We start from the raw sequence: 19,877 nt of genomic DNA on the forward strand, positions 1-19,877 counted from the left end.
CTCCAGGTCGGTGCCGGATGGGTCGCTGCCGGATGGGTCGCTGCCGGGCGGGTCACCGCCGCGGCCGGGTCGGCGCCGGGCGGGTGGACCGCCCGGCGCCGCGCAGGTCGGGGCTCAGCCGCGGTGCAGGGCGTCCTTCACCGTGCCCGCCACCTTCTCCACCAGGTTGGGCTCGTCCGTCGTCCCGTAGAAGCGCTCGTCCGGGCGGGTCACGTCGCCCAGCGGCACACCGGGCGGCGGCTGCGGCACGTAGACGAACTGCTCGCCGTCCGGAGTGGTGCCGCGCGCCCACGAGCCCTCGCCCGCGTGCTCGCCGTCGGAGAAGTTGATGTACTGCCGGCCCGCGTCGAGGTACTTCTTCGGGCGCGGGAACTTCGACGGCACCGGCAGGTTCTCCAGCTGCTCGGCGCGCAGCTCGGCGGCGGCGGCCTCCCACTGGCGCTGGTGCATGGTGTCGCGCTCGATCATGAAGGCGAGCATGTCCCGCACGCCGGGGTCGTCGGTCATGTGGTAGAGCCGGGCGACCTGGACGCGGCCCTGCATCTCGGCGGCCGCGTTGGCGGTGAAGTCGGCCAGCAGGTTGCCGCTGGCGGTGATGTAGCTGCCGCTCCAGGGGTTTCCGTTGGAGTCGACCGGACGCGCACCGGCCCCTGCCACGATCGCGGCCTGCACGTCCATCCCGCCCACGACCGCGGCCACCGTCGGGTCGTCCTGGATCGCACCCTCGGTGATGCCGATCGGGGCCTTCTCCAGGAGCCGGGCGATCATCGTCGCCAGCATCTCCACGTGGCCGAACTCCTCCGCGGCGATGCCGAACAGCAGGTCGCGGTACTTGCCGGGGATGTGGCAGTTCCACGCCTGGAACGAGTACTGCATGGCGACGGTGATCTCGCCGTACTGCCCGCCCAGGACCTCCTGGAGCTTGCGGGCGTAGATGGCGTCGGGCTTCTCGGGCTTCGCCTCGTGCTGCAGCTCTTGCCTGTGGAAGAACACACGAACCTCCAGTCGTCGGCCGCGGTGGGCCTCGTCGGTGCTGGGCTGGTCGGGTCTGGCCGGTCTGGTCGGGGTCGCGGAGCGGGGGCGCTGCTGCGACCGGTCGCGGCGGGCACCCGCCGCGCCGCTCATCGACGACCTACCCGGCGTGCCGGGCTTCACACGTGCAAGTTCGCACGAGCAACCGTGCAGGTGCTCCCGGCGGGCCGCGGCCACCTGGTTGACTGCGGCCATGCCCGTCGACGTCGCCGGCTCCGCCACTGCGCCCCCGCACCGCCTGATGCCGCCCGAGTGGGCGCCGCACGTGCGGACCTGGCTGGCCTGGCCCACCGCCAACGACACGTTCGGCCCCGAGGGCGGCGAGCGACTGGCCCGGGCCCGGCAGGCGTGGGGTGCCGTGGCCTGCGCCGTCGCCCACCACGAACCGGTCACCGTGGTCGCCAACCCCGGCGACCGCGCCAGCGCCGAGCAGGGGGTGCACTGCCGGGCGCAGGTGGTGGAACTGCCCCTGGACGACGCCTGGATCCGCGACTCCGGCCCGACGTTCGTGCACGAGCCCGACGGGGGCACGGCCGTCGTGAACTGGGTGTTCAACGGCTGGGGGCAGCAGGAGTGGGCGGCGTGGGGGCACGACCGGGACCTCGCGCGCCGCGTCGGGGAGCTGGCGGGCGTCCCGGTCGTCGACTCGCCCCTGGTGCTGGAGGGCGGCGGTGTCCACGTCGACGGGCAGGGCACCGCGCTGGTGACCGAGACCGTCCTGCTCGACCCCCAGCGCAACCCCGGCCTGTCGAAGGAGGACGCCGAGGCGGAACTGCGCCGCACCCTCGGGGTGGAGCGGACGGTGTGGCTGCCGCGGGGGCTGACCGCCGACTACGGCACCTACGGGACCCGCGGGCACGTCGACCTGGTCGCCGCCTTCGCGCGGCCCGGGGTGGTGCTGGCGCACGTGCAGCCGGATCCCGCCCACCCCGACCACGACGTGTGCGCGGAGAACCTGCGGCTGCTGCGCGCGGCGACCGACGCCCGCGGCCGCCGGCTGGAGGTCGTGGAGGTCCCCGCCCCCACGGTGGCGGAGGTCGACGGGGAGCTCGTGGACTACAGCTACGTGAACTTCTACCTCGCCAACGGCGGGGTGGTGCTGTGCGGGTTCGACGACCCCCGCGACGAGGAGGTGGCGGCGCTGTTCCGGCGGGTGTTCCCCGAGCGCGCGGTGGACCTCGTGGACGCGCGGGAGATCTTCGCCAACGGCGGGGGCATCCACTGCATCACCCAGCAGCAGCCGGCGGCGCGCGGCTGAGGGGGACGCCCCGCCGGGGCCCGACATTACACAAGGGATGTTGTGCAACACCTCTTGTGCATCTACCGTGGGGCCGTGCCCGACAGCCCGCGCCCGGTCGCCCGCATCGACGACCCCACCACCATGCGCGCCCTCGCCCACCCCGTCCGCCTCCGGCTGCTCGGCGAGCTGCGCACCCACGGCCCCCGCACCGTCGGCGGGCTCTGCGACCTCCTCGACGAGGCACCCGGCTCCGTCAGTTACCACGTCGGCAGGCTCGCCGCCGCCGGCCTCGTCGAGGAGGCGCCCGAACTCGCCCGCGACCGCCGCCAGCGCTGGTGGCGCGCCGCCCACGCCCAGTCCTCCTGGGACCCCGCCGAGGCGCTCGCCGGCCCGGAGCGCGCCGCCGCCTACCGCGCACTGCAGGACAGCGTCCGCGCCGGCCTCGCCCACGAGCAGCAGCGCTACCTCGACGTCGAGCCGACCCTGCCCCGCGAGTGGGTCACCGCCGCCGTCTCCGGCGACGCCGTGGTGCACCTCACCGCCCCCGAACTGGCCGAGCTGAGCGCCGAGCTGGAGGCGCTCGCCGAGCGCTGGCAGCAGCGCAGCGACCCCGCCCGCGAGGGCGCCGCACCGGCCTGGCTGATCTACTCCACGTTCCGGAAGCCGGAGTGAGCGCCACCGCGGCCCCCGTCCGCGACCGCCTGCCGCTGACCGGGCTCCTCCTCGGCCACGGCACCTCCACCGCGGGCAACGCCATCACCCTCGTCGCCGTCCCCCTCCACGTCCTGCAGACCACCGGTTCCGCCGCCCTGACCGGCCTCGCCGGCTTCTGCGCCACCGCACCCGTCGTCCTCGGCGGCACCCTCGGCGGGGTGGTCGCCGACCGCATCGGGCACCGCCGCGCCAGCGTCGTCGCCGACCTGGCCAGCGCGGCCGCGATCGGCCTCGCCCCCCTCCTGCACGTCAGCGTCGGCCTGCCCCTGTGGGCGCTCCTGACGCTCGTCGCGCTCGCCGGTGCCCTCGACGTGCCGGGGCAGAGCTCCCGCTACGCGCTGCTGCCTCCCCTCGCGGCGCTGGCCAGGACACCGCTGGAGCGCGCCACGGCCGTGATGTCCGGCTCCGAGCGCGGCGCCGCCATGCTGGGCGCGCCGCTCGGGGGGCTGCTCGTCGTGTGGCTCGGCGGTCCGGCCGCGCTGGCCGTGGACGCCGCGACCTTCCTGCTCTCCGCGGCGCTGGTGGCCCGGTGCGTCCCGCCGGCCGCCCGGGGGGAGTCCGACGAGGAGCCCGCGAGCTACCGTCGCGACCTGCGCGAGGGCCTGCAGCTGGTGCTGCGCCAGCCCCTGCTCCGCGGCCTCATCCTGATGATCTTCATCACGAACGTCCTGGACGTGGCGCTGCTCAGCGTCCTCCTGCCCGTGCACAGCGCGCGGGTGCTGGGGGATCCGGCCGCCTTCGGCCTGCTGCTCGGCGTCTTCGGCGGCGGGGCCCTGGCCGGCTGCCTGCTGTGGGGGGCGCTCGGCCCGCGCCTGCCGCGGCGGGCCGCCTTCGTCGCCGGCTTCCTGCTCGCCGGTTCCCCGCCCTTCGCCGCGCTCGCGCTGGAGCTGTCCCTGCCCCGGCTGCTCGTGGTGTTCGCCCTGGCGGGTCTGGCCGCCGGTTCCCTCAACCCGATCATCGACGCGGTGCTGCTGGAGCGGACCCCGGAGCAGGCCCGCGCCCGGGTGATGGGGCTGGTCTCCGCCCTGACCTGGGTGGGCACCCCGACGGGCCCGCTGCTGGCGGGGGTGGCCGTCGAGGGCATCGGCCTGGGTGCCGCGCTGATCGTCGCGGGCGGCGCCTACCTGCTGGTGACGCTGGCCCCGCTGCGCGGCGGGCCGTGGCGGGAGCTGGGGCGCCGGGCACCCGCGGACGTGGGCGAGCGGCAGCCGGCCCCCCGGGGAGGGTGAGGGGGCGGGCGCCCCGTTCCACGTGGAACGCCGTTCCGGGCCGCCCCCGGACACGGCGGCCGGGCCGTCAGCCCTGCGCCTCCGGCTGCCCCGCCCACCACCGCCGCAGCTCCTCGCGTGCCGCGTCCTCACCCAGCGGGCCGTGCTCCATCCGCAGCGCCAGCAGGTGCTTGTACGCCCGCCCCACCACCGGTCCCGGCCGCACCCCGAGCTGCTCCATGATCTGCGTGCCGTCCAGGTCCGGGCGGACCGCGTCCAGCTCCTCCTCGTGCCGCAGCCGCACGATGCGCTGCTCCAGGTCGTCGTAGGCGGAGGCCAGCCGCTGCGCCTTGCGCTGGTTGCGGGTGGTGCAGTCGCTGCGGGTCAGCCGGTGCAGCCGCTCCAGCAGCGGGCCCGCGTCCGTGACGTAGCGGCGCACCGCGGAGTCCGTCCAGTCCCCGTCGCCGTAGCCGTGGAAGCGCAGGTGCAGCTCCGTCAGCCGCGCCACCGCCTTCGTCGTGTCCTTGTCGAAGCGCAGCGCCTTCAGCCGCTTCGCGACCAGCTTCGCCCCGACCACCTCGTGGTGGTGGAAGCTGACCCCGCCGCCCGCCTCGAAGCGGCGCGTGGCGGGCTTGCCGATGTCGTGCAGCAGCGCCGCCAGCCGCAGCACCAGGTCCGGCCCCGGCACCGGCCCGTCCGAGCCGGTCTCCCGGTCGATGGCCTGCTGGAGCACCGTCAGGGAGTGCTCGTAGACGTCCTTGTGGCGGTGGTGCTCGTCGATCTCCAGGCGCAGCGCGGGCAGCTCCGGCAGGACGTGCTGCGCCAGGCCCGCGTCCACCATCAGTCGCAGTCCCGGCACCGGGTCCGGCGCCAGGAGCAGCTTCTCCAGCTCGGTGCGCACCCGCTCCGCGGAGACGATCGCGATGCGCTCGGCCATCCCCGTCATCGCCGCCACCACCTCCGGCGCGACCCGCAGCCCGAGCTGGGCGGCGAAGCGGGCCGCCCGCATCATCCGCAGCGGGTCGTCGGAGAAGGACTGCTCCGGGGCACCCGGCGTGCGCAGCACACCGGCCGCCAGGTCCCGCAGCCCGTCGTGGGGGTCGGCGAAGTCCAGCGACGGCAGGCGCAGCGCCATCGCGTTCACCGTGAAGTCCCGCCGCGACAGGTCGCCCACCAGCTCGCTGCCGTAGGAGACCTCCGGCTTGCGGGAGGAGGCGTCGTAGCTCTCCGAGCGGTACGTCGTCACCTCCACCACCACGTCGAGGTCCCCGAGGCGCTTGCGCGCGCCGATGGTCCCGAAGTCACGGCCGATCTCCCAGTGCGCGTCGCCCCACCTCGCCAGCAGCGGCGCGGTGACGTCCGGGTGGGCGTCGGTCGTGAAGTCCAGGTCCGCCGAGGCCCGCCCGAGGAACGCGTCGCGCACCGGGCCGCCCACCAGCGCCAGCTCGTGACCGGCGTCGCGGAAGACCCGCCCGAGGCTGGTGAGCACCGGCATCACCGGGGTCAGCGCCTCCACCGCGCGGCGGCGGGCGTCCTCCAGGGCCGCGTCGAGGGCGTCTGAGGGGCCCGGCGCGGCGGGCTGCTGCGGGGCCCGCCGCCCGGCTCGCTCGTCGGGACGCTCGTCGGGTCGCTCGTCGGGTCGGGGCACGGGGTCCAAGGGTGCCAGAGACGTGGACCCGCCCTGGCTACAGTGAGCCGATGGTCAAGCCTGCCCGGGAGCCGCGGCGACGGCTGCCCACCGTGCAGGAGACGTCCGCCGGTGGGCTCGTCGTCGACGTCGAGTCCGCCGTGCCGCGGGCCGCGGTGATCTGCCGCCTCAACCGCGCCGGCCGCCTGGAGTGGTGCCTGCCCAAGGGGCACCTGGAGGGGACGGAGACCCCCGAGGAGGCCGCCGTCCGCGAGATCGAGGAGGAGACCGGCATCCGGGGGCGGGTCATCGACTCCCTCGGGCACATCGACTACTGGTTCTCCGCCGAGGGCCGCCGGATCCACAAGGTCGTCCACCTGTACCTGCTCATCGCCACGGGCGGCACCCTCACCGTGGAGGGCGACCCCGACCACGAGGCCGTGGACGTGGCGTGGGTGCCGCTGCCGGAGCTGAGCAGCCGCCTGGCCTTCCCCAACGAGCGCCGGATGGCCGAGACAGCCGCCTCCCGCCTCGCCGCCAGCGCGTGAGCCCGGCCCCCCGGTGAACCCCGCCATGCCGACCGCTCCCCGCAGCAGCCGGGCCCGGGCGGCGGCCGCGCTCGCCCTGGCCGGCCTCCTCGCCGGCGCCCCGGTGCTGGCGCCCGCCCCGGCCGCCGGCAGCACCCGCACGCCCAGCCCCACCCGCACCGCCACCGGCAGCTTCCCGGTGGACGTCCGGCTCACCTCCGTCACCCCCGCCGCCTACTCCCGGCCCGCCGGGGACGCCGCACCCGGGAGCCCCGGGACCGGGAGCGTGACCGTCCGCGGCGTCCTCCGCAACGAGGGGACGAAGGCCCTCGAGGACGTCACCGTGCACCTCTACGTGCAGCGCTCGGCCCTGCGCACCCGCGGGGCCGTCGAGCGGTGGGCGAGCGCGGAGGCGAGCGCCGGCATTCCCGGCAGCTTCCCCACCGTCGCCGAGGCCGTGCTCGGCGTGCCCGCGGACGGCGCCGAGCCCCTGGTGTCCGCCGCCCGGCTGGAGCCGGGGGCCGAGGTGCCCTTCACCCTGGCCGTCGACGCCGCCGCCCTCGGTGCCGCAGCGGGCGCGCACGCCACCGCCGTCGAGGTCCGCTCCGGCGTCGCGCGCGTCGGCGTCGAGCGCACCTTCCTCACGGCCGCCCCCCAGGGCAGGGTGCAACCCACCGGCATCACCCTGCTCGCGCCGCTCGTGGCCTCCCGCCCCCTCGACCGGGAACCCCTCGACGGGGTCCCCGACCGCGAGGCGCTCGCCGAGCAGGTCACCGACGGCTCCCTGGGCCGCGTGCTCGCCTCGACGCAGGACCCCCGCATCGCCTGGGTGCTGGACCCGGCACTGCTGCCCGCCGCCGAGACCGCGCAGGCCGCGCAGGCCGCGGCGGCCGCCGAGGGCACCACGGGCGGCGGCCCTGGGCCCGACGCGGCCGTCGCCACCTGGCTGGACCGCGTCCGCGACGGCGCCGTCGGCCGCGACGTCCTCGCGCTGCCCTTCGCCGACCCCGACCTGTCCGCCCTGGCCCGCACCCGCGACGGGGACGTGCTGCTGGCCGCCGCGGACGACGTCGGCGCCCAGGCCTCCGCCCTGCTCGGCAGCCCGGTGGTCGACGACGTGGCGTGGCCCGCGGGCGGTGCGGCCGACCCGCGCACCAGCGCCTTCATCGCCGCCGGTGAGGACACCGCCGTCATCCTCGACGAGGCCTCCGCACCCGCCGACCCGGACCTGACGTACACCCCCACGAGCCGCGCCGACCTCCGCACGGGCACCGGCGCGCTCACCGGGCTGGTGGCCGACCCCGAGCTGTCCGCCGCCCTCGCGGGAACCGCCGACGAGGACGAGGCCGCCAGCCACGTCCAGCGCTTCCTCGCGGAGGCCGCCACCACCACCCTGCAGCGCCCCAACGACTCCCGCGACCTCCTCGCCGTCGCGCCCCGCGGCTGGGAACCCTCACCCGCTGCGGTGGCCGCCCTCCTGACGGCCCTGGACTCCTCCCCGTGGGCGCAGGTGCAGCCGCTGGACGCGCTGCTGCGGGAGGAGACCCCCGAGGACGCCCGCACCACGCCTCCCGCGACGGTCGAGAAGGGCGCCCGCAGGCTCCCCACCCCCCACGTGCTGGCCCTGCTGTCCGCCCGCGACCGCCTCGACGACCTGGCGGCCGCCGTGGACGGCCCCGCCCCCCGGGTGCAGGAGCTGCAGCAGGCGGCGCTGGGCCTGGCGTCGGTGGCCTGGCGCGGCCGCGACGCCCAGCGCGACGAGGCCCGCGGTGAGCTGCAGGCGGCGGTGCAGGAGCTGCTGGGCGGTGTGCGGATCGCCCCCGGCAGCGACCGCAACCTCGCCGCGACCCGCTCCGAGCTGCCCCTCACGGTGATCAACGAGATGGACGTGCCCATCACGGTGGACCTCACCCTGCAGCCGCGCACGCCCCGGCTGCGGCTGGAGCGCTCCACCACGCTGACCCTGCCGGCGCGCAGCCAGCAGCGGGTGGGGGTGCCGGTGGAGGCGGTGGCGAACGGGCGCGTCGTCGTGGACGCGCAGCTGCGCACGCCGGAGGGCACGCCGCTGGGGGCACCGGCGGCCGTGACCGTCAACATCAGCATGGGCCTGGAGAGCTGGCTGGTGGGTGGGCTGGCGGCCGCCGCCGGGCTGCTGCTCGTGTCGGGTCTCGTGCGGGCGGTGCACCGCGGCCGGCGGCGCATGGACGAGGCGGAGATCGTCGTCCCCGCCGCGGAGGACCCCGCCGCCGGGGGCGCCGGCCCAGAGGACCCCGCCACCGGCGACACCGCGGCGGGCGCCCCGCACGACGCTCCCGGCGGCGTCCGCGGCTGACGCACCGGAGACGCACTGCGCCGAGCGGTGGACGCGCCCACGCCGGCCGAGTGAAGGCAACAGGCGTTGCTTCAGTCCTCGGAGCCCGGCCCCGACGGTGGGATCAGTCCACGAAGAGGTGCTCGGGTCGAGGTCGACGGGAAGCGGGTCACGAAACGTGCGGGAACTGCTCGCGCAGGAGCTGGCGCTGGTCGAGGGGTGGAACCGGCTGCAGGCCGTGTACGCCCTCGACCTGGGGAACGGGCGCCTGCAGGCGCGGATGGACGAGCTCAGCGCGCACCTGGCCGCCGCGGCGGGGCTGCCGATCGCGGTGATCACGGTGCTGGACCAGTCCGCGGCGTCCTTCGCCGGCTCCTACGGCGTCACCGGGTGGCTGGCCCGCGTCGGCGCCGTGCCGGTGGAGCTCGCCCCCTGCGTGCGGGTCGTGACCACCGCGGCGCCGGTCGTGATCGGGGACCTGCGCGCCGACGCGGTGCACCGGCACAACCCCCTGGTGACCCGCTGCGGCCTCGCCGCCTACGCCGGCGCCCCGATCCTCCACGCGAGCGGTCAGGTCCTCGGCGCCGCCTGCGTCTTCGGCACGCAGGTGCTCGCCTTCACGGCCGAGACCCTCGCCGCCGTGGCGGCCGCAGCCGCCGACGCCGGCGCCGCCCTCCACGAGCACGCGCAGCACGGCCGCGCGGCGTCGTGAGCCCGGCGGGCCTTCCCGGGCAGCACGCAGCCGTCCCGGGCCACGGGCCCGCGACGGACCCGCCTCAGCGGCGGACGCGGCGCACCAGCGGGCCCACCAGGTCCGTCAGCTCCGTCACCCGCATCAGCCGGCACAGCCCCGCGTAGACGGCGAGCAGCAGCAGCCCGCACGCGGCCGTGACCACGACGGCCAGGAGCTTCGGCGTCAGCACGTCGCCCAGCAGCGCCACCAGCCCGCGGGCGGCCGCCCAGGCCAGCGCCCCGGACACCGCGCTGATGATCGCCAGGCGCACGGCGGTGCGCAGGATGCGGTGCCCGTCCAGGCCCCGCCCGTCCAGGGAGCGCAGCCGGCGGCGCAGCAGCACCAGCGCGAGCGCGCACCCCACGACGTAGGAGGCCGTCATCGACCAGCCCACGCCGACGACCTGCCACTGCGGCTCCAGCAGCACCCACACCGCGACGTTGCCCGCCGCCATCACCGCGGCCACCACCACCTGCACCACGAACGGGGTGCGGGCGTCCTCGTAGGCGTAGAAGACGCGCTGCACCAGGTACATCACCCCGAACGGCACCAGGCCCAGCGCCATCGCCGAGACGACCTGCCCGATGAACAGCCCGTCCGGCGCGCGGAACAGCGCCAGCCCGATCGCCGGGCCCAGCACCAGCAGGGCGACGGAGGCCAGCGCACCCGCCGCGGCCACCGTGCGGGCGCCGGAGGAGAAGTCGCGGCGCACCGCCCGCACGTCCCCCGCCACCGCGGAGCCGCTGATGCGGGTGAAGAGGGCCGTCACCAGCGACACCGCGACGATCGAGTGCGGCAGCATGAACAGCAGGTAGGCGTTCAGGTACGACGGCTGGGCCGCGCCCGCCTCCTCCATCTTCGTGAGCACCGCACCCGCGGCGCTGGTCACGTTCGTGGTGAGGACGTACACGAGCTGCCCGACGAGGATCCCGGCGAACGTCCAGCCGGCCACCCGCCCCGCGCTGCCCAGCCCCATGCCGCGGAAGCCCCAGCGCGGGCGGTAGCGGAACCCGGCCCGGCGCAGCGGCACCAGCAGCACGAGCGCCTGCGCGACGATCCCGAGGGTCGTGGTGCCCGCGAGCAGCGCCACCATCCACGGCGTCCACTCCCGCGCCGTGAGGAACTCCGCGCCGGGGAAGAGCACCAGCAGGGCGACGACGCCGAGGATGGCGACCACGTTCGCCAGCGCCGGCGCCCACATGTACGCCCCGAACCGGCCCTGGGCGTTGAGCACCTGCCCCAGCACCGTGTAGAGGCCGTAGAAGAACACCTGCGGCAGGCACCACAGCGCCATCGCCGTCCCCAGGACCAGCCACTCCCGCGGCCACTCCTCGGGGGCGTAGAGGCGGATCACCAGGGACGCGGCGGCGGTCAGCAGCACCGTGACCACCAGCATCACCGCCAGCGCCAGGGTCAGCAGCCGGTCGACGAAGTCCTGCCCCCCGTCGGGGCGCTTCGACGCCTTCACGATCTGCGGCACCAGCACGGCGTTGAGGACCCCGCCGGCCAGCAGCATGTAGAACGCGTTGGGCAGGGTGTTCGCCACGCCGAAGACCTGCGCCCCCACGTGGGGGGCCGCGGCGCCGATGGCGAAGGTCAGCAGCCACGCCCGGCCGAAGCCGAGGACCCGCGAGACCAGCGTGCCGCTCGCCATCACCGCGCTGGAACGGGCCAGCGACGCCTTCGACTCGTGCTCGTCCTGCTCGCCGGGGGCGGCGGTGCCGTCCCGGGAGGGTCCCTGGGCCGGGCGGGGGCCGGTGCCGGGGCGGGGGGTTCGCGCGCTGCTCACGCCCCGATGGTCGCCGATCCCGCGCGGGCCGCGCGCCGCCCCTCCCCCGGACGGTGCCCGCGTCCCTCGTCGAGGCCTCCGGAACCGGACGGCGCGCGGGGGCGCGGGCTCCCGGCTGCGGTCCGGCGGCGCGCATAGCATGGGCCTGCCCGCGCGCCCGGTCGTGCGGAGGCCGCCCCCACCGGGGAGCGGCCGGGAGGAGCGAGCTCGGGGGGCAGTCCTGGACGGCGTGGCCCGCGGCAGCGTGGCGGACCGCTACCTGCTCCGGCAGCGGCTGCCGCTGGAGAGCTCCAGCCAGATGTGGGACGCCCACGACGCCACCCTCGACCGGCGGGTCACCGTGCGGACGCTGCCCGCCGCCGACCCGCGCGCGGAGGACTTCCTCGACGCCGCCCGCCGCGCCGCCCTCGTGAGCGAGCAGCGCCTGCCGCGGGTGCTCGACGCAGGCACCGACGAGGACCTCGCCTACGTCGTCGAGGAGCACGTCGACGGCGTCTCCCTGGGCGAGCTGCTGGCGGAGGGCCCGCTGGAGCCCGCGGCGGTGCGCGCGCTCGTCGGAGAGGCCGCGGCCGCCCTCGACGCCGCCGCCCGCCGGGGCCTGCACCACGCGCGCCTGACGCCCGAGTCGGTCCTGCTCTGCGTCGACGGGCAGGTCCGGGTCCTCGGAACGGCGATGGAGGGGGCGCTGGAGCTGGACCCGCCGCACGTCTCCCCGGTGCGGGCGGCCACCCTCGCCAACCGCCGCGACGCCCTGGGGCTGGTGGCGCTGGTCTACGCGGGCCTGACGGGGCGGTGGCCGGCGGCGGAGGACGTCGAGCCGTACCCCAGCCTGCCGCCGGCGCCGGTGGACGGGGCCCACGGTGCGCCGATCCCGCCGAAGGACCTGCGCCCGGAGGTCCCCAACGACCTGGACACCCTCTGCGCGGTGACGTTCGGCCCGCACGAGGACGGCCCCCGCGACCCCGGTGAGCTGAGCCTGCAGCTGGCGCCGTGGTCGATGGCGCCGTGGGCGGGCACCCTGCGCCGGCTGCGCGGGGAGCACGCGGAGCGGGAGGTGCGGGAGCGCCTCCCGAGCCGGGAGGAGGTGCCGGAGGCCGAGCCGCCGGCACCGTTCACCGCGCCGGAGCCCACGTCCAGCCCGCCCCGGGAGCAGTCGCGGTTCGTCCTCGGGGTCGTGGGGGCGTGCCTGGCGGTGGGCGCCGTGCTGGCGGTGTGGTCGCTGAGCGGGGTCCTCCCCGACCGGGAGACCCTGACGCCGGCGCGGTCGGAGACGAGCGCCTCCGCTGCCCCCGCGACCGGCGAGGCCGCCCCGTCCGCCCCGGAGCCGGCGGAACCGGAGCCCGCGCCGGAGCCCGCACCCCCCGCCCCGGTGCTGCTGCCGGTGACCGCCTCGGCGATGGACCCGCTCGGCGACGACGACGAGAACGGTGCGCAGGCCGCGGCCGTCGTCGACGGCGACCCCGCCACGTCGTGGCAGTCGGAGGCGTACTCCTCGCCGGCCTTCGGCGGGCTGAAGGACGGCCTCGGCCTCCTGCTGGACCTCGGCGCCGAGCACGACGTGACGTCGGTGGACGTGACCGCGGCCGGCGACGGCGGGCGCCTGGAGCTTCGCACCGCCCCGGGGCCGGGGCTGGACGGCAGCGTGCCGGTGGCGGAGTCCGCCGCCGGCGGCGAGCTTCGCCTGGCGCCCGAGCAGCCGGTGCGCGCCCGCTACCTGGTGCTGTGGTTCACGGAGCTGCCGCAGGCCGGCGGTGACAACCGGGCCGACGTGGCGGAGGTGCGCGTCACCGGCACCCCGGCCGCGGCGGTGGCCGGGGGCTGACGCGGTGGTGCCGCCCGCGCCGCGCTCCCCCGCTCCCGGGGACGGGGCGACCGCGGACCCGCGCACGGACGCCGAGCTGGTCGCCGCGCACGTCGCGGGGGACGCGCAGGCGTTCGGCGAGGTGGTGCGCCGCCACCGCGACCGGCTGTGGGCGGTGGCGCTGCGCACGTGCGGGGACCCCGAGGAGGCCGCGGACGCCGTGCAGGACGCGCTGGTCTCGGCGCTGCGGGCGGCGGACCGCTTCCGGGGGGACGCGGCGGTGACGACGTGGCTGCACCGCATCGTCGTCAACGCCTGCCTGGACCGGGCGCGGCGGCGGGCGGTGCGCCCGACCACACCGCTGGAGGAGGGGACCTCCGCCGGGGAGGAGGACGGGCCGCGGCGGGGCGCCGTCGTGGTGGCCGCGCCGGACCGGACGGGGTCGGTGGAGGCGAGGCTGGACGTCACCGCCGCGCTGGAGCGGCTGCCGGAGGCGCAGCGGGCGGCGCTGGTGCTGGTGGACATGTACGACGTGCCGGTCGGGGAGGCAGCGGAGATCCTCGGCGTGGCGGTCGGCACGGTGAAGTCGCGCTGCTCCCGGGGGCGGGCGCTGCTGGCGCAGCTCCTCGGGGAGGGGGCGCGGTGAGCCGGGTGGGCGATGTTCGCCGCGGAGGGAACCGGGACGGCCGCGGGACCGTCGGAGCAGGGGTGCGGCCGTGCCGGGTCTGCGGGACGGGTGCCCGCGCGACGGACGCGAGCGGCCGGACGGGCGGAGGGGGGCGAGGGTGACGGACGGATCCGGGGCTGTCGGCCCGCGCGACGAGCCCGCCGAGGACGCGCCGGACGGGGACGTGGAGCCGCCCGAGCTCGACGCGGCGGGCACCGAGCGCATCCGGGCGCTGCTGCGCGCCGCGGCGCCCGTGGGCCCGATGCCGGCCGAGGTGGCCACGCGTGTCGACGCGGCCCTGGCGCGGGCCACGGCGGAGGTCCGGGCCCCGGACGTGGCGAGCCCGGGCGTGGCCGGCGAGGACGAGGCCGGCGAGGACGTCGGGGCGGAGCGGCGCGCCGCCGTGGTCTCCCTGACCGAGCGCCGGCTGGCGCGGTCCCGCCGGTGGCGGCGGGTGCTCTCGACCGCGGCGGCGGTGCTCGTCGTGGGCGGAGCGGGCGCGGCGGTGACCCAGCTCGGCCCCCTGACGGGCGGTGGCGCGATGGAGGCCGGGTCCGCGCCCGCCAGCGGCGGGAACGTGCCCGAGAGCTACGCGGGAGGGGCCGGGGCAGCCGACACGGCGCTCGTCCCGGGGAGCGCCGTGGTCACGCGCAGCGGCACGGAGTACACGCGGGCCGAGGCGGCCGCGCAGGTCGCCGCCCTCCTCGCCCCGACGGCGACGACGGCTGAGCAGGAGTCGGCGGCCGAGGAGACGCAGGACCGCAACTCCCTCAGCCAGGACGCCACGGGGGCGGAGGGCGCCGGGCCGGACGCCGCCTCCAGCGCCCCGGGACCCGAGACGGGGCCGCAGAGCAGCGTGCAGGAGGACGCCGACCTCGCCGCCCGCGCCCTGGGGTGCGCGGAGTCGCTGGGGGCGCCGACGGAGGCCGCCCTGGCCGTCGACGTGGCCTCCTGGCAGGGGGCACCGGCCGTCGTCGTCGTCCTGCCCGGGCAGGGGGGGACGGCCGAGGCGGTCGTGGTGGCGCAGCAGTGCGAGCCCGGGCAGCCACCCCTGGCCCGCTTCGACGTGCCGCTGTGAACTCACCCACCGGGACGCCGGAGCGGTCCTGCCGGGAACAGCAGCCGCCTAGGATCCGTTGTCGCGCGTGAGCGGCACCCCGGACAGGGGCGCCGCAGCGGCCGGCCCGACCGCCCCAGGCAGAGGAGTTCTCTTCGTGAACGACGTCCGCAACGTGATCGTCATCGGCTCCGGCCCTGCGGGCTACACGGCGGCCCTCTACGCGGCCCGGGCCGACCTGAAGCCCCTGGTCTTCGAGGGCTCGGTGACGGCGGGCGGCGCGCTCATGAACACCACCGAGGTCGAGAACTTCCCCGGCTTCCGCGACGGGATCATGGGCCCGGACCTGATGGACGCCATGCGCGCCCAGGCGGAGCGCTTCGGCGCGGACCTGGTGACCGACGACGTCGTGGAGGTCCGCCTCGACGGTGACGTCAAGGAGGTCGTGACCGGCGGCGGGGAGACCCATCGGGCGCGGGCCGTGATCCTCGCGATGGGCTCGGCGTACCGCGAGCTCGGCCTGCCGGACGAGAAGCGCCTCTCGGGGCGCGGCGTGAGCTGGTGCGCGACCTGCGACGGCTTCTTCTTCCGCGACCAGGACATCGTGGTGGTCGGCGGGGGTGACTCCGCGATGGAGGAGGCCACGTTCCTGACGAAGTTCGCGCGCTCGGTGACGATCGTGCACCGCCGCTCGGAGCTGCGCGCCTCGCGGATCATGCAGCACCGGGCGCAGAGCAACGACAAGATCCGGTTCGAGCTGAACACGGAGGTCTCGGCGATCCTCGGGCAGGACAAGGTCACGGGGCTGCGCCTGCGCGACACCGTCACCGGGGAGGAGCGGGAGGTCCCCGCGACCGGCCTGTTCGTCGCCATCGGCCACGACCCGCGCAGCGAGCTGGTGCGCGGGCAGGTCGAGGTCGACGCGGAGGGCTTCATCGAGGTCGCGGGCCGCAGCTCCCGCACCAACCTCGACGGCGTCTTCGCCTGCGGTGACGTCATCGACCACGACTACATGCAGGCGATCACCGCCGCGGGCTCCGGCTGCGCGGCGGCCCTGGACGCCGAGCGCTACCTGGCCCACCTGGACCAGGTCTCCTGGGCCCAGCAGCCCCCGCGCGAGGAGGTCGTCGACCCGGTGGCGGCGTCCGGCGGCACCGTGCCCCGCCCGCAGCCGCTCAGCCTCTGATCCTCCCGGCCGGCGCCCGCACCGGGCCGCCGCCCACCCGACCCGAACACCCGACCACACAGGAGGCCCCCGTGGGCGCGACCCAGCCCGTCACCGACGACACGTTCGACAGCGTCGTCCTGCAGTCCGACAAGCCGGTCCTGGTGGACTTCTGGGCTCCCTGGTGCGGCCCGTGCCGCCAGGTGGCGCCGATCCTGGACGAGATCGCCGGCGAGCACGGCGAGAAGATCCAGGTCGTGAAGATCAACACGGACGAGAACCCGCAGGTCGCGGCCCGCTACGGGGTCACGTCCATCCCGACGCTGAACGTGTACTCCGGCGGCGAGGTCGTGAAGTCGATCATCGGCGCCCGGCCGAAGCCGGCGCTGCTGCGTGAGCTGGCCGACTACATCGGCTGATCTTCGTCAGGAGCGCCTGACGCTGGCGAACGGCGCCGTCCTCCCCGGGCGGCGCCGTTCGCCGTACCCGGGGTCCACGGCCCGCCTGCGCCTCCCCCGCGCCCCCGGTGCCCCTGAGCGCCTCCCGGTGCCCCTCAGTGCGCCGGTGGAGCCCCCAGCCCGCTCAGGGCCGGCATCCGCACCGCCCCCAGGAGGCGCTCCAGGGCCTGCTCGACGTCCTCCCGCCAGGCGAGCGCGGAACGCAGCTCCAGCCGCAGCCGGGGGTAGCGGTGGTGCGGGCGCACCGTCGTGAACCCGACCGCCAGCAGCAGGTCCGCGGGCAGCAGGCAGTCGCCCTCGTGCCCGCCGGGCGTGCGCGCCACCTCCCGGTCGGACTCCGGCGGCGCCGCCACCCCGAACGCCTCGATCGCCTTGAACCCCCGCTTCGTGAGGTCCTTCGCCACCCCCTGCACGAGCATCCGCGCCAGCCCGCCGCCGCGGTGCCGCGGATCCACCCACCCCGTCATGAGCAGGACCGCGTCCCCGCTGACCGGGGAGGTGGGGAAGCCCGCGGCCCGCGGGGAGAACACGGGCGGGGCGTAGGTCACGAACCCGGCCAGCTCGTCGTCGACGTAGAGCAGCCGGCCGCAGGAGCCCCACTGCAGGAGGACGGTGGAGAACCAGACCTCCTTCTCGAAGTCCGGGTAGCCGGCGTCCGCAGCCTGCTTCGCCGCCACGGCGTCCAGCTCCCAGAACACGCAGCGGCGGCTCGACAGCGGCAGGTCGGACAGCGACTCCAGCGTGAGCGGGACCATCCGCCGGCCCATCGACGAGCTCCTCCCGCGTTGCGCCAGGGCAGTTCCACCGGAGCCCGCCGACCCCGGCCCGAGGGGCCGCAGGGGCGACACGGGGCACGGCCGTGCGCGGACCGCGGCGGCACAGGCATCCTAGACAGGGGGCGGCGAGCACGCAGGAACGCCACCGGAGGTGTCCCGCTCCGCCCCCAGCCGTTCCGGCGGTCAGCGCCGGCGAGTACAGGAGGACCGATGAGCCAGTCGCAGCGTCCCGCGAACCCGAGCGCAGCCGAGGCCGCTGCCGCCGCCGGGGCCGTGGCCGCTGCCGCCGCCGGCGCCCCCCTCGGCGCGGGCCGGGCGGCCGTGGGCACGCGGCTCGACCCGTGGCTGTCCTCCTACGCCGAGCGGACCCGGTCCATGACGGCCTCGGAGATCCGCGCCCTGTTCGCGGTCGCCAACCGCCCCGAGGTCGTCTCGCTGGCCGGTGGCATGCCGTACCTGCCGGCACTGCCCCTCGACGTCATCGCCGGAATCGCGCAGCGCCTGATCGCCGAGCGCGGCGCGGTCGCGCTGCAGTACGGCTCCGGCCAGGGCGAGGAGGTGCTGCGGGAGCAGATCGTGCAGGTCATGCGGGAGCAGCAGATCCACGCCTCCCCGGAGGACGTGGTGGTCACCACGGGCTCCCAGCAGGCCCTCGACCTCGTGGCACGGGTGTTCCTCGACCCCGGCGACGTGGTGGTGGCCGAGGCTCCCAGCTACGTCGGGGCGCTGAACGTGTTCCGCTCCTACCAGGCGGACGTGGTGCACGTGCCGCTGGACGCCGACGGGCTGCAGCCGCAGGCGCTGGAGGAGGCGCTGGTCGCGCTGGAGGCGGCGGGCAGGCGGGCGAAGTTCCTCTACACGGTCCCCAACCACCACAACCCGGCCGGGGTGACGCTCTCCGCCGCGCGCCGGCCGCAGGTGCTGGAGGTGGCGCGCCGCCACGGGCTGCTCGTGCTGGAGGACGACCCGTACGCGCTGCTGGGCTTCGACGGCGACCCGCTGCCGGCGATGCGCTCGCTGGACGCCGACGGGGTCATCCACCTGGGCTCGTTCTCCAAGACGTTGGCTCCGGGCTTCCGCCTCGGCTGGGCGGTCGCGCCGCACGCGGTGCGGGAGAAGCTGGTGATGGCGGCGGAGGCGTCGGTGCTGTGCCCGACGTCGTTCGGGCAGTTGGCCGTCGCCGAGTACCTCAGCACCTACGACTGGAAGGGCCAGGTGAAGACCTTCCGCGAGCTGTACCGGGAGCGCCGCGACGCCACCCTGCAGGCGCTGGCGACGCACCTGCCGATGACGACGTGGACGCAGCCCAAGGGCGGCTTCTACGTGTGGGTGACGCTGCCGGAGGGCCTGGACGCGACGGCGATGCTGCCGAGGGCGGTGACGGCCCGGGTGGCGTACGTGCCGGGGACGGCCTTCTACGCCGACGACCAGGGCCGCCAGCACCTGCGGCTGTCGTACTGCTTCCCGACGGCGGAGCGGATCCAGGAGGGCGTGCGGCGCCTCGCGGGCGTCGTCCAGGCGGAGTTGGAGACTCAGGCCATGTTCGGAACACCACTGCACGGTCATCCACACCTGCACCACGGCAGCGGCGACGCGCCCGGGCCGGAGCTCGCATGAGCCCCCGGGTGGCCGTCCTCGCCGGCGGCATCAGCCACGAGCGGGACGTGTCGCGGCGCTCGGGACGCCGGGTGGCGGACGCACTGCGCGAGGCCGGGTGCGAGGTGGTCGTCCTCGACGTCGACGCGGGCCTCATCCCGTCCCTGCGGGCGGAGGCCCCGGACGTGGTGTGGCCGGTGCTGCACGGCGCGGTGGGCGAGGACGGCTCGATCCGCGACGTCCTGGAGCTGCTGGGCCTGCCCTACGTCGGCACCCGCCCCACGGCGTGCCGCAGGGCGTGGGACAAGCCGGTGGCCGCGGCGACGGTGGAGCAGGCGGGGCTGGCGGTGCCGCCGGGCATCGCGCTGCCGCACGCGCTGTTCCGCGACCTCGGGGCACCGGTGGTGCTGGAGGCGGCGCTGGAGCGCTTCGGCCTGCCGCTGGTGGTGAAGCCGTCCCGCGGTGGCTCCGCCCTGGGCATGAGCATCGTGCGGGAGGCGGGCGACCTGGCCCGGGCGGTCGTGGAGTGCTTCGCGTACGGCGAGACGGCGGTGCTGCAGCACTTCGTCGCGGGGACGGAGGTGGCGGTGTCGGTGCTGGACCTGGACGGCTCGCCCCGTGCGCTGCCCGCGGTGGAGATCGTGGCGGACGGCGGTTCGTACGACTACACGGCCCGCTACACCGCCGGGGCGGTGGAGTTCTTCTCACCGGCCCGGCTGGACGAGGCCACGGCGGACCGCCTGGCGCGGGCGGCTGAGCGGGCGCACGAGGCGCTGGGGTTGCGGCACCTGTCGCGCATCGACTTCATCGTCGGCGAGGACGGCACGCCGTGGTTCCTGGAGGCGAACGTGGCGCCGGGGATGACGGAGACGTCGCTGCTGCCGCAGGGTGCGGTGGCAGCCGGCCTGGACCTGGAGGACCTGTACCGGCGCGTGGTGGACGCTGCCCTCAGCCCCGTCGTGGCTGGTGTGGCTGATGTGACTGAAGTGGCGGCTGTGGCAGCTTCCTGAGTCTTGCACGACGGCAGAGGGCGCTCACCCTTCGGTGAGCGCCCTCTCGTGTCCCCACCGGTCTGCGGCCGCACGGGGTGACCGCCGGGGACGGGGCCGGACGAGAGTCTCCTGAGGCACCGGCCCGAGCCGTCGACCATCGGGCACCCGCCGGCCCGCCGACCGC

General features: G+C 76.4%; 17 protein-coding genes. 13 read left to right on the forward strand and 4 right to left on the reverse strand.

The features are described from left to right. Nucleotides 1-114: 114 nt before the first annotated feature. Entirely contained in the window at nucleotides 115-993 is an 879-nt protein-coding gene (locus tag CLV92_RS13430) for a manganese catalase (protein ID WP_104433389.1), read from the reverse strand. Between the two features lie 232 nt (nucleotides 994-1,225). Between CLV92_RS13430 and CLV92_RS13435 the strand changes: the two genes are divergently transcribed. From CLV92_RS13435 to CLV92_RS13445, 3 genes are all read left to right on the forward strand, one after another. Then, the gene (locus CLV92_RS13435) at nucleotides 1,226-2,290 is read left to right on the forward strand and encodes an agmatine deiminase family protein (RefSeq protein WP_104433391.1); all 1,065 of its coding nucleotides are present in this window, start codon (nucleotides 1,226-1,228) and stop codon (nucleotides 2,288-2,290) included. Between the two features lie 75 nt (nucleotides 2,291-2,365). After that, complete coding sequence (locus CLV92_RS13440) at nucleotides 2,366-2,944, forward strand: ArsR/SmtB family transcription factor (RefSeq protein WP_211291116.1); 579 nt, start codon at nucleotides 2,366-2,368, stop codon at nucleotides 2,942-2,944. Beyond that, nucleotides 2,941-4,215 (forward strand): MFS transporter, encoded by a 1,275-nt coding sequence (locus CLV92_RS13445; RefSeq protein WP_245886790.1) that lies wholly within the window; start codon nucleotides 2,941-2,943, stop codon nucleotides 4,213-4,215. The genes CLV92_RS13440 and CLV92_RS13445 overlap by 4 nt, the downstream gene beginning before the upstream one ends. Nucleotides 4,216-4,282: 67 nt before the next feature. Here CLV92_RS13445 and CLV92_RS13450 read toward each other — a convergent pair whose 3' ends face one another. After that, the gene (locus CLV92_RS13450) at nucleotides 4,283-5,734 is read right to left on the reverse strand and encodes a CCA tRNA nucleotidyltransferase (protein ID WP_425433579.1); all 1,452 of its coding nucleotides are present in this window, start codon (nucleotides 5,732-5,734) and stop codon (nucleotides 4,283-4,285) included. A 158-nt stretch (nucleotides 5,735-5,892) separates the two neighbouring features. Between CLV92_RS13450 and CLV92_RS13455 the strand changes: the two genes are divergently transcribed. From CLV92_RS13455 to CLV92_RS13465, 3 genes are all read left to right on the forward strand, one after another. Then, the gene (locus tag CLV92_RS13455) at nucleotides 5,893-6,369 is read left to right on the forward strand and encodes an NUDIX hydrolase (protein WP_104433393.1); all 477 of its coding nucleotides are present in this window, start codon (nucleotides 5,893-5,895) and stop codon (nucleotides 6,367-6,369) included. A 25-nt stretch (nucleotides 6,370-6,394) separates the two neighbouring features. Then, nucleotides 6,395-8,680 (forward strand): DUF6049 family protein, encoded by a 2,286-nt coding sequence (locus tag CLV92_RS13460; protein ID WP_104433395.1) that lies wholly within the window; start codon nucleotides 6,395-6,397, stop codon nucleotides 8,678-8,680. A 157-nt stretch (nucleotides 8,681-8,837) separates the two neighbouring features. After that, nucleotides 8,838-9,371, forward strand: coding sequence for a GAF domain-containing protein (locus CLV92_RS13465; protein WP_104433397.1), 534 nt, complete (start codon nucleotides 8,838-8,840; stop codon nucleotides 9,369-9,371). A 64-nt stretch (nucleotides 9,372-9,435) separates the two neighbouring features. On the opposite strand, the gene murJ is transcribed toward CLV92_RS13465, so the two are convergent. Beyond that, nucleotides 9,436-11,181, reverse strand: coding sequence for a murein biosynthesis integral membrane protein MurJ (murJ, locus tag CLV92_RS13470; protein ID WP_211291117.1), 1,746 nt, complete (start codon nucleotides 11,179-11,181; stop codon nucleotides 9,436-9,438). Nucleotides 11,182-11,410: 229 nt separating this feature from the next. On the opposite strand from murJ, the gene CLV92_RS13475 reads away from it, so the two are divergent. The 5 genes from CLV92_RS13475 to trxA all read left to right on the forward strand — a co-directional run bounded on the left by CLV92_RS13475 (nucleotide 11,411) and on the right by trxA (nucleotide 16,290). Then, nucleotides 11,411-13,003, forward strand: coding sequence for a protein kinase family protein (locus tag CLV92_RS13475; RefSeq protein WP_104433401.1), 1,593 nt, complete (start codon nucleotides 11,411-11,413; stop codon nucleotides 13,001-13,003). Between the two features lie 4 nt (nucleotides 13,004-13,007). Then, a complete protein-coding gene (gene sigM / locus CLV92_RS13480; protein WP_281256934.1) occupies nucleotides 13,008-13,628 on the forward strand; it encodes an RNA polymerase sigma factor SigM in 621 nt (206 codons plus the stop codon). 139 nt (nucleotides 13,629-13,767) lie between these two features. Further along, nucleotides 13,768-14,727 (forward strand): hypothetical protein, encoded by a 960-nt coding sequence (locus CLV92_RS13485; protein ID WP_104433403.1) that lies wholly within the window; start codon nucleotides 13,768-13,770, stop codon nucleotides 14,725-14,727. A gap of 136 nt (nucleotides 14,728-14,863) precedes the next feature. Next, complete coding sequence (gene trxB, locus CLV92_RS13490; RefSeq protein ID WP_104433405.1) at nucleotides 14,864-15,892, forward strand: thioredoxin-disulfide reductase; 1,029 nt, start codon at nucleotides 14,864-14,866, stop codon at nucleotides 15,890-15,892. Between the two features lie 71 nt (nucleotides 15,893-15,963). Beyond that, nucleotides 15,964-16,290, forward strand: a complete 327-nt coding sequence (gene trxA, locus CLV92_RS13495) for a thioredoxin (RefSeq protein ID WP_104433407.1) — start codon at nucleotides 15,964-15,966, stop codon at nucleotides 16,288-16,290. A gap of 134 nt (nucleotides 16,291-16,424) precedes the next feature. On the opposite strand, the gene CLV92_RS13500 is transcribed toward trxA, so the two are convergent. Next, nucleotides 16,425-17,096 carry a GNAT family N-acetyltransferase gene (locus CLV92_RS13500; protein ID WP_104433409.1) on the reverse strand — a complete coding sequence of 224 codons (672 nt, stop codon included), beginning with the start codon at nucleotides 17,094-17,096 and terminating at the stop codon, nucleotides 16,425-16,427. Between the two features lie 219 nt (nucleotides 17,097-17,315). Here CLV92_RS13500 and CLV92_RS13505 point away from each other — a divergent pair, with 219 nt between their 5' ends. Together CLV92_RS13505 and CLV92_RS13510 are read left to right on the forward strand one after the other, a co-directional pair. Further along, entirely contained in the window at nucleotides 17,316-18,722 is a 1,407-nt protein-coding gene (locus CLV92_RS13505) for an aminotransferase-like domain-containing protein (protein ID WP_104433411.1), read from the forward strand. Then, nucleotides 18,719-19,711, forward strand: a complete 993-nt coding sequence (locus CLV92_RS13510) for a D-alanine--D-alanine ligase family protein (RefSeq protein ID WP_104433413.1) — start codon at nucleotides 18,719-18,721, stop codon at nucleotides 19,709-19,711. The genes CLV92_RS13505 and CLV92_RS13510 overlap by 4 nt, the downstream gene beginning before the upstream one ends. Nucleotides 19,712-19,877: the final 166 nt, after the last annotated feature.

This window comes from Kineococcus xinjiangensis (assembly GCF_002934625.1).
Classification (GTDB): domain Bacteria; phylum Actinomycetota; class Actinomycetes; order Actinomycetales; family Kineococcaceae; genus Kineococcus_A; species Kineococcus_A xinjiangensis.

Bases quoted from the DNA above. Each gene is read 5' to 3' on its own strand.
- CLV92_RS13460 (WP_104433395.1), top strand. From the start codon at position 6,395: ATGCCGACCGCTCCCCGCAGCAGCCGGGCCCGGGCGGCGGCCGCGCTC.
- CLV92_RS13510 (WP_104433413.1), top strand. From the start codon at position 18,719: ATGAGCCCCCGGGTGGCCGTCCTCGCCGGCGGCATCAGCCACGAGCGG.
- CLV92_RS13505 (WP_104433411.1), top strand. From the start codon at position 17,316: ATGAGCCAGTCGCAGCGTCCCGCGAACCCGAGCGCAGCCGAGGCCGCT.
- CLV92_RS13500 (WP_104433409.1), bottom strand. From the start codon at position 17,096: ATGGGCCGGCGGATGGTCCCGCTCACGCTGGAGTCGCTGTCCGACCTG.
- CLV92_RS13435 (WP_104433391.1), top strand. From the start codon at position 1,226: ATGCCCGTCGACGTCGCCGGCTCCGCCACTGCGCCCCCGCACCGCCTG.
- CLV92_RS13455 (WP_104433393.1), top strand. From the start codon at position 5,893: ATGGTCAAGCCTGCCCGGGAGCCGCGGCGACGGCTGCCCACCGTGCAG.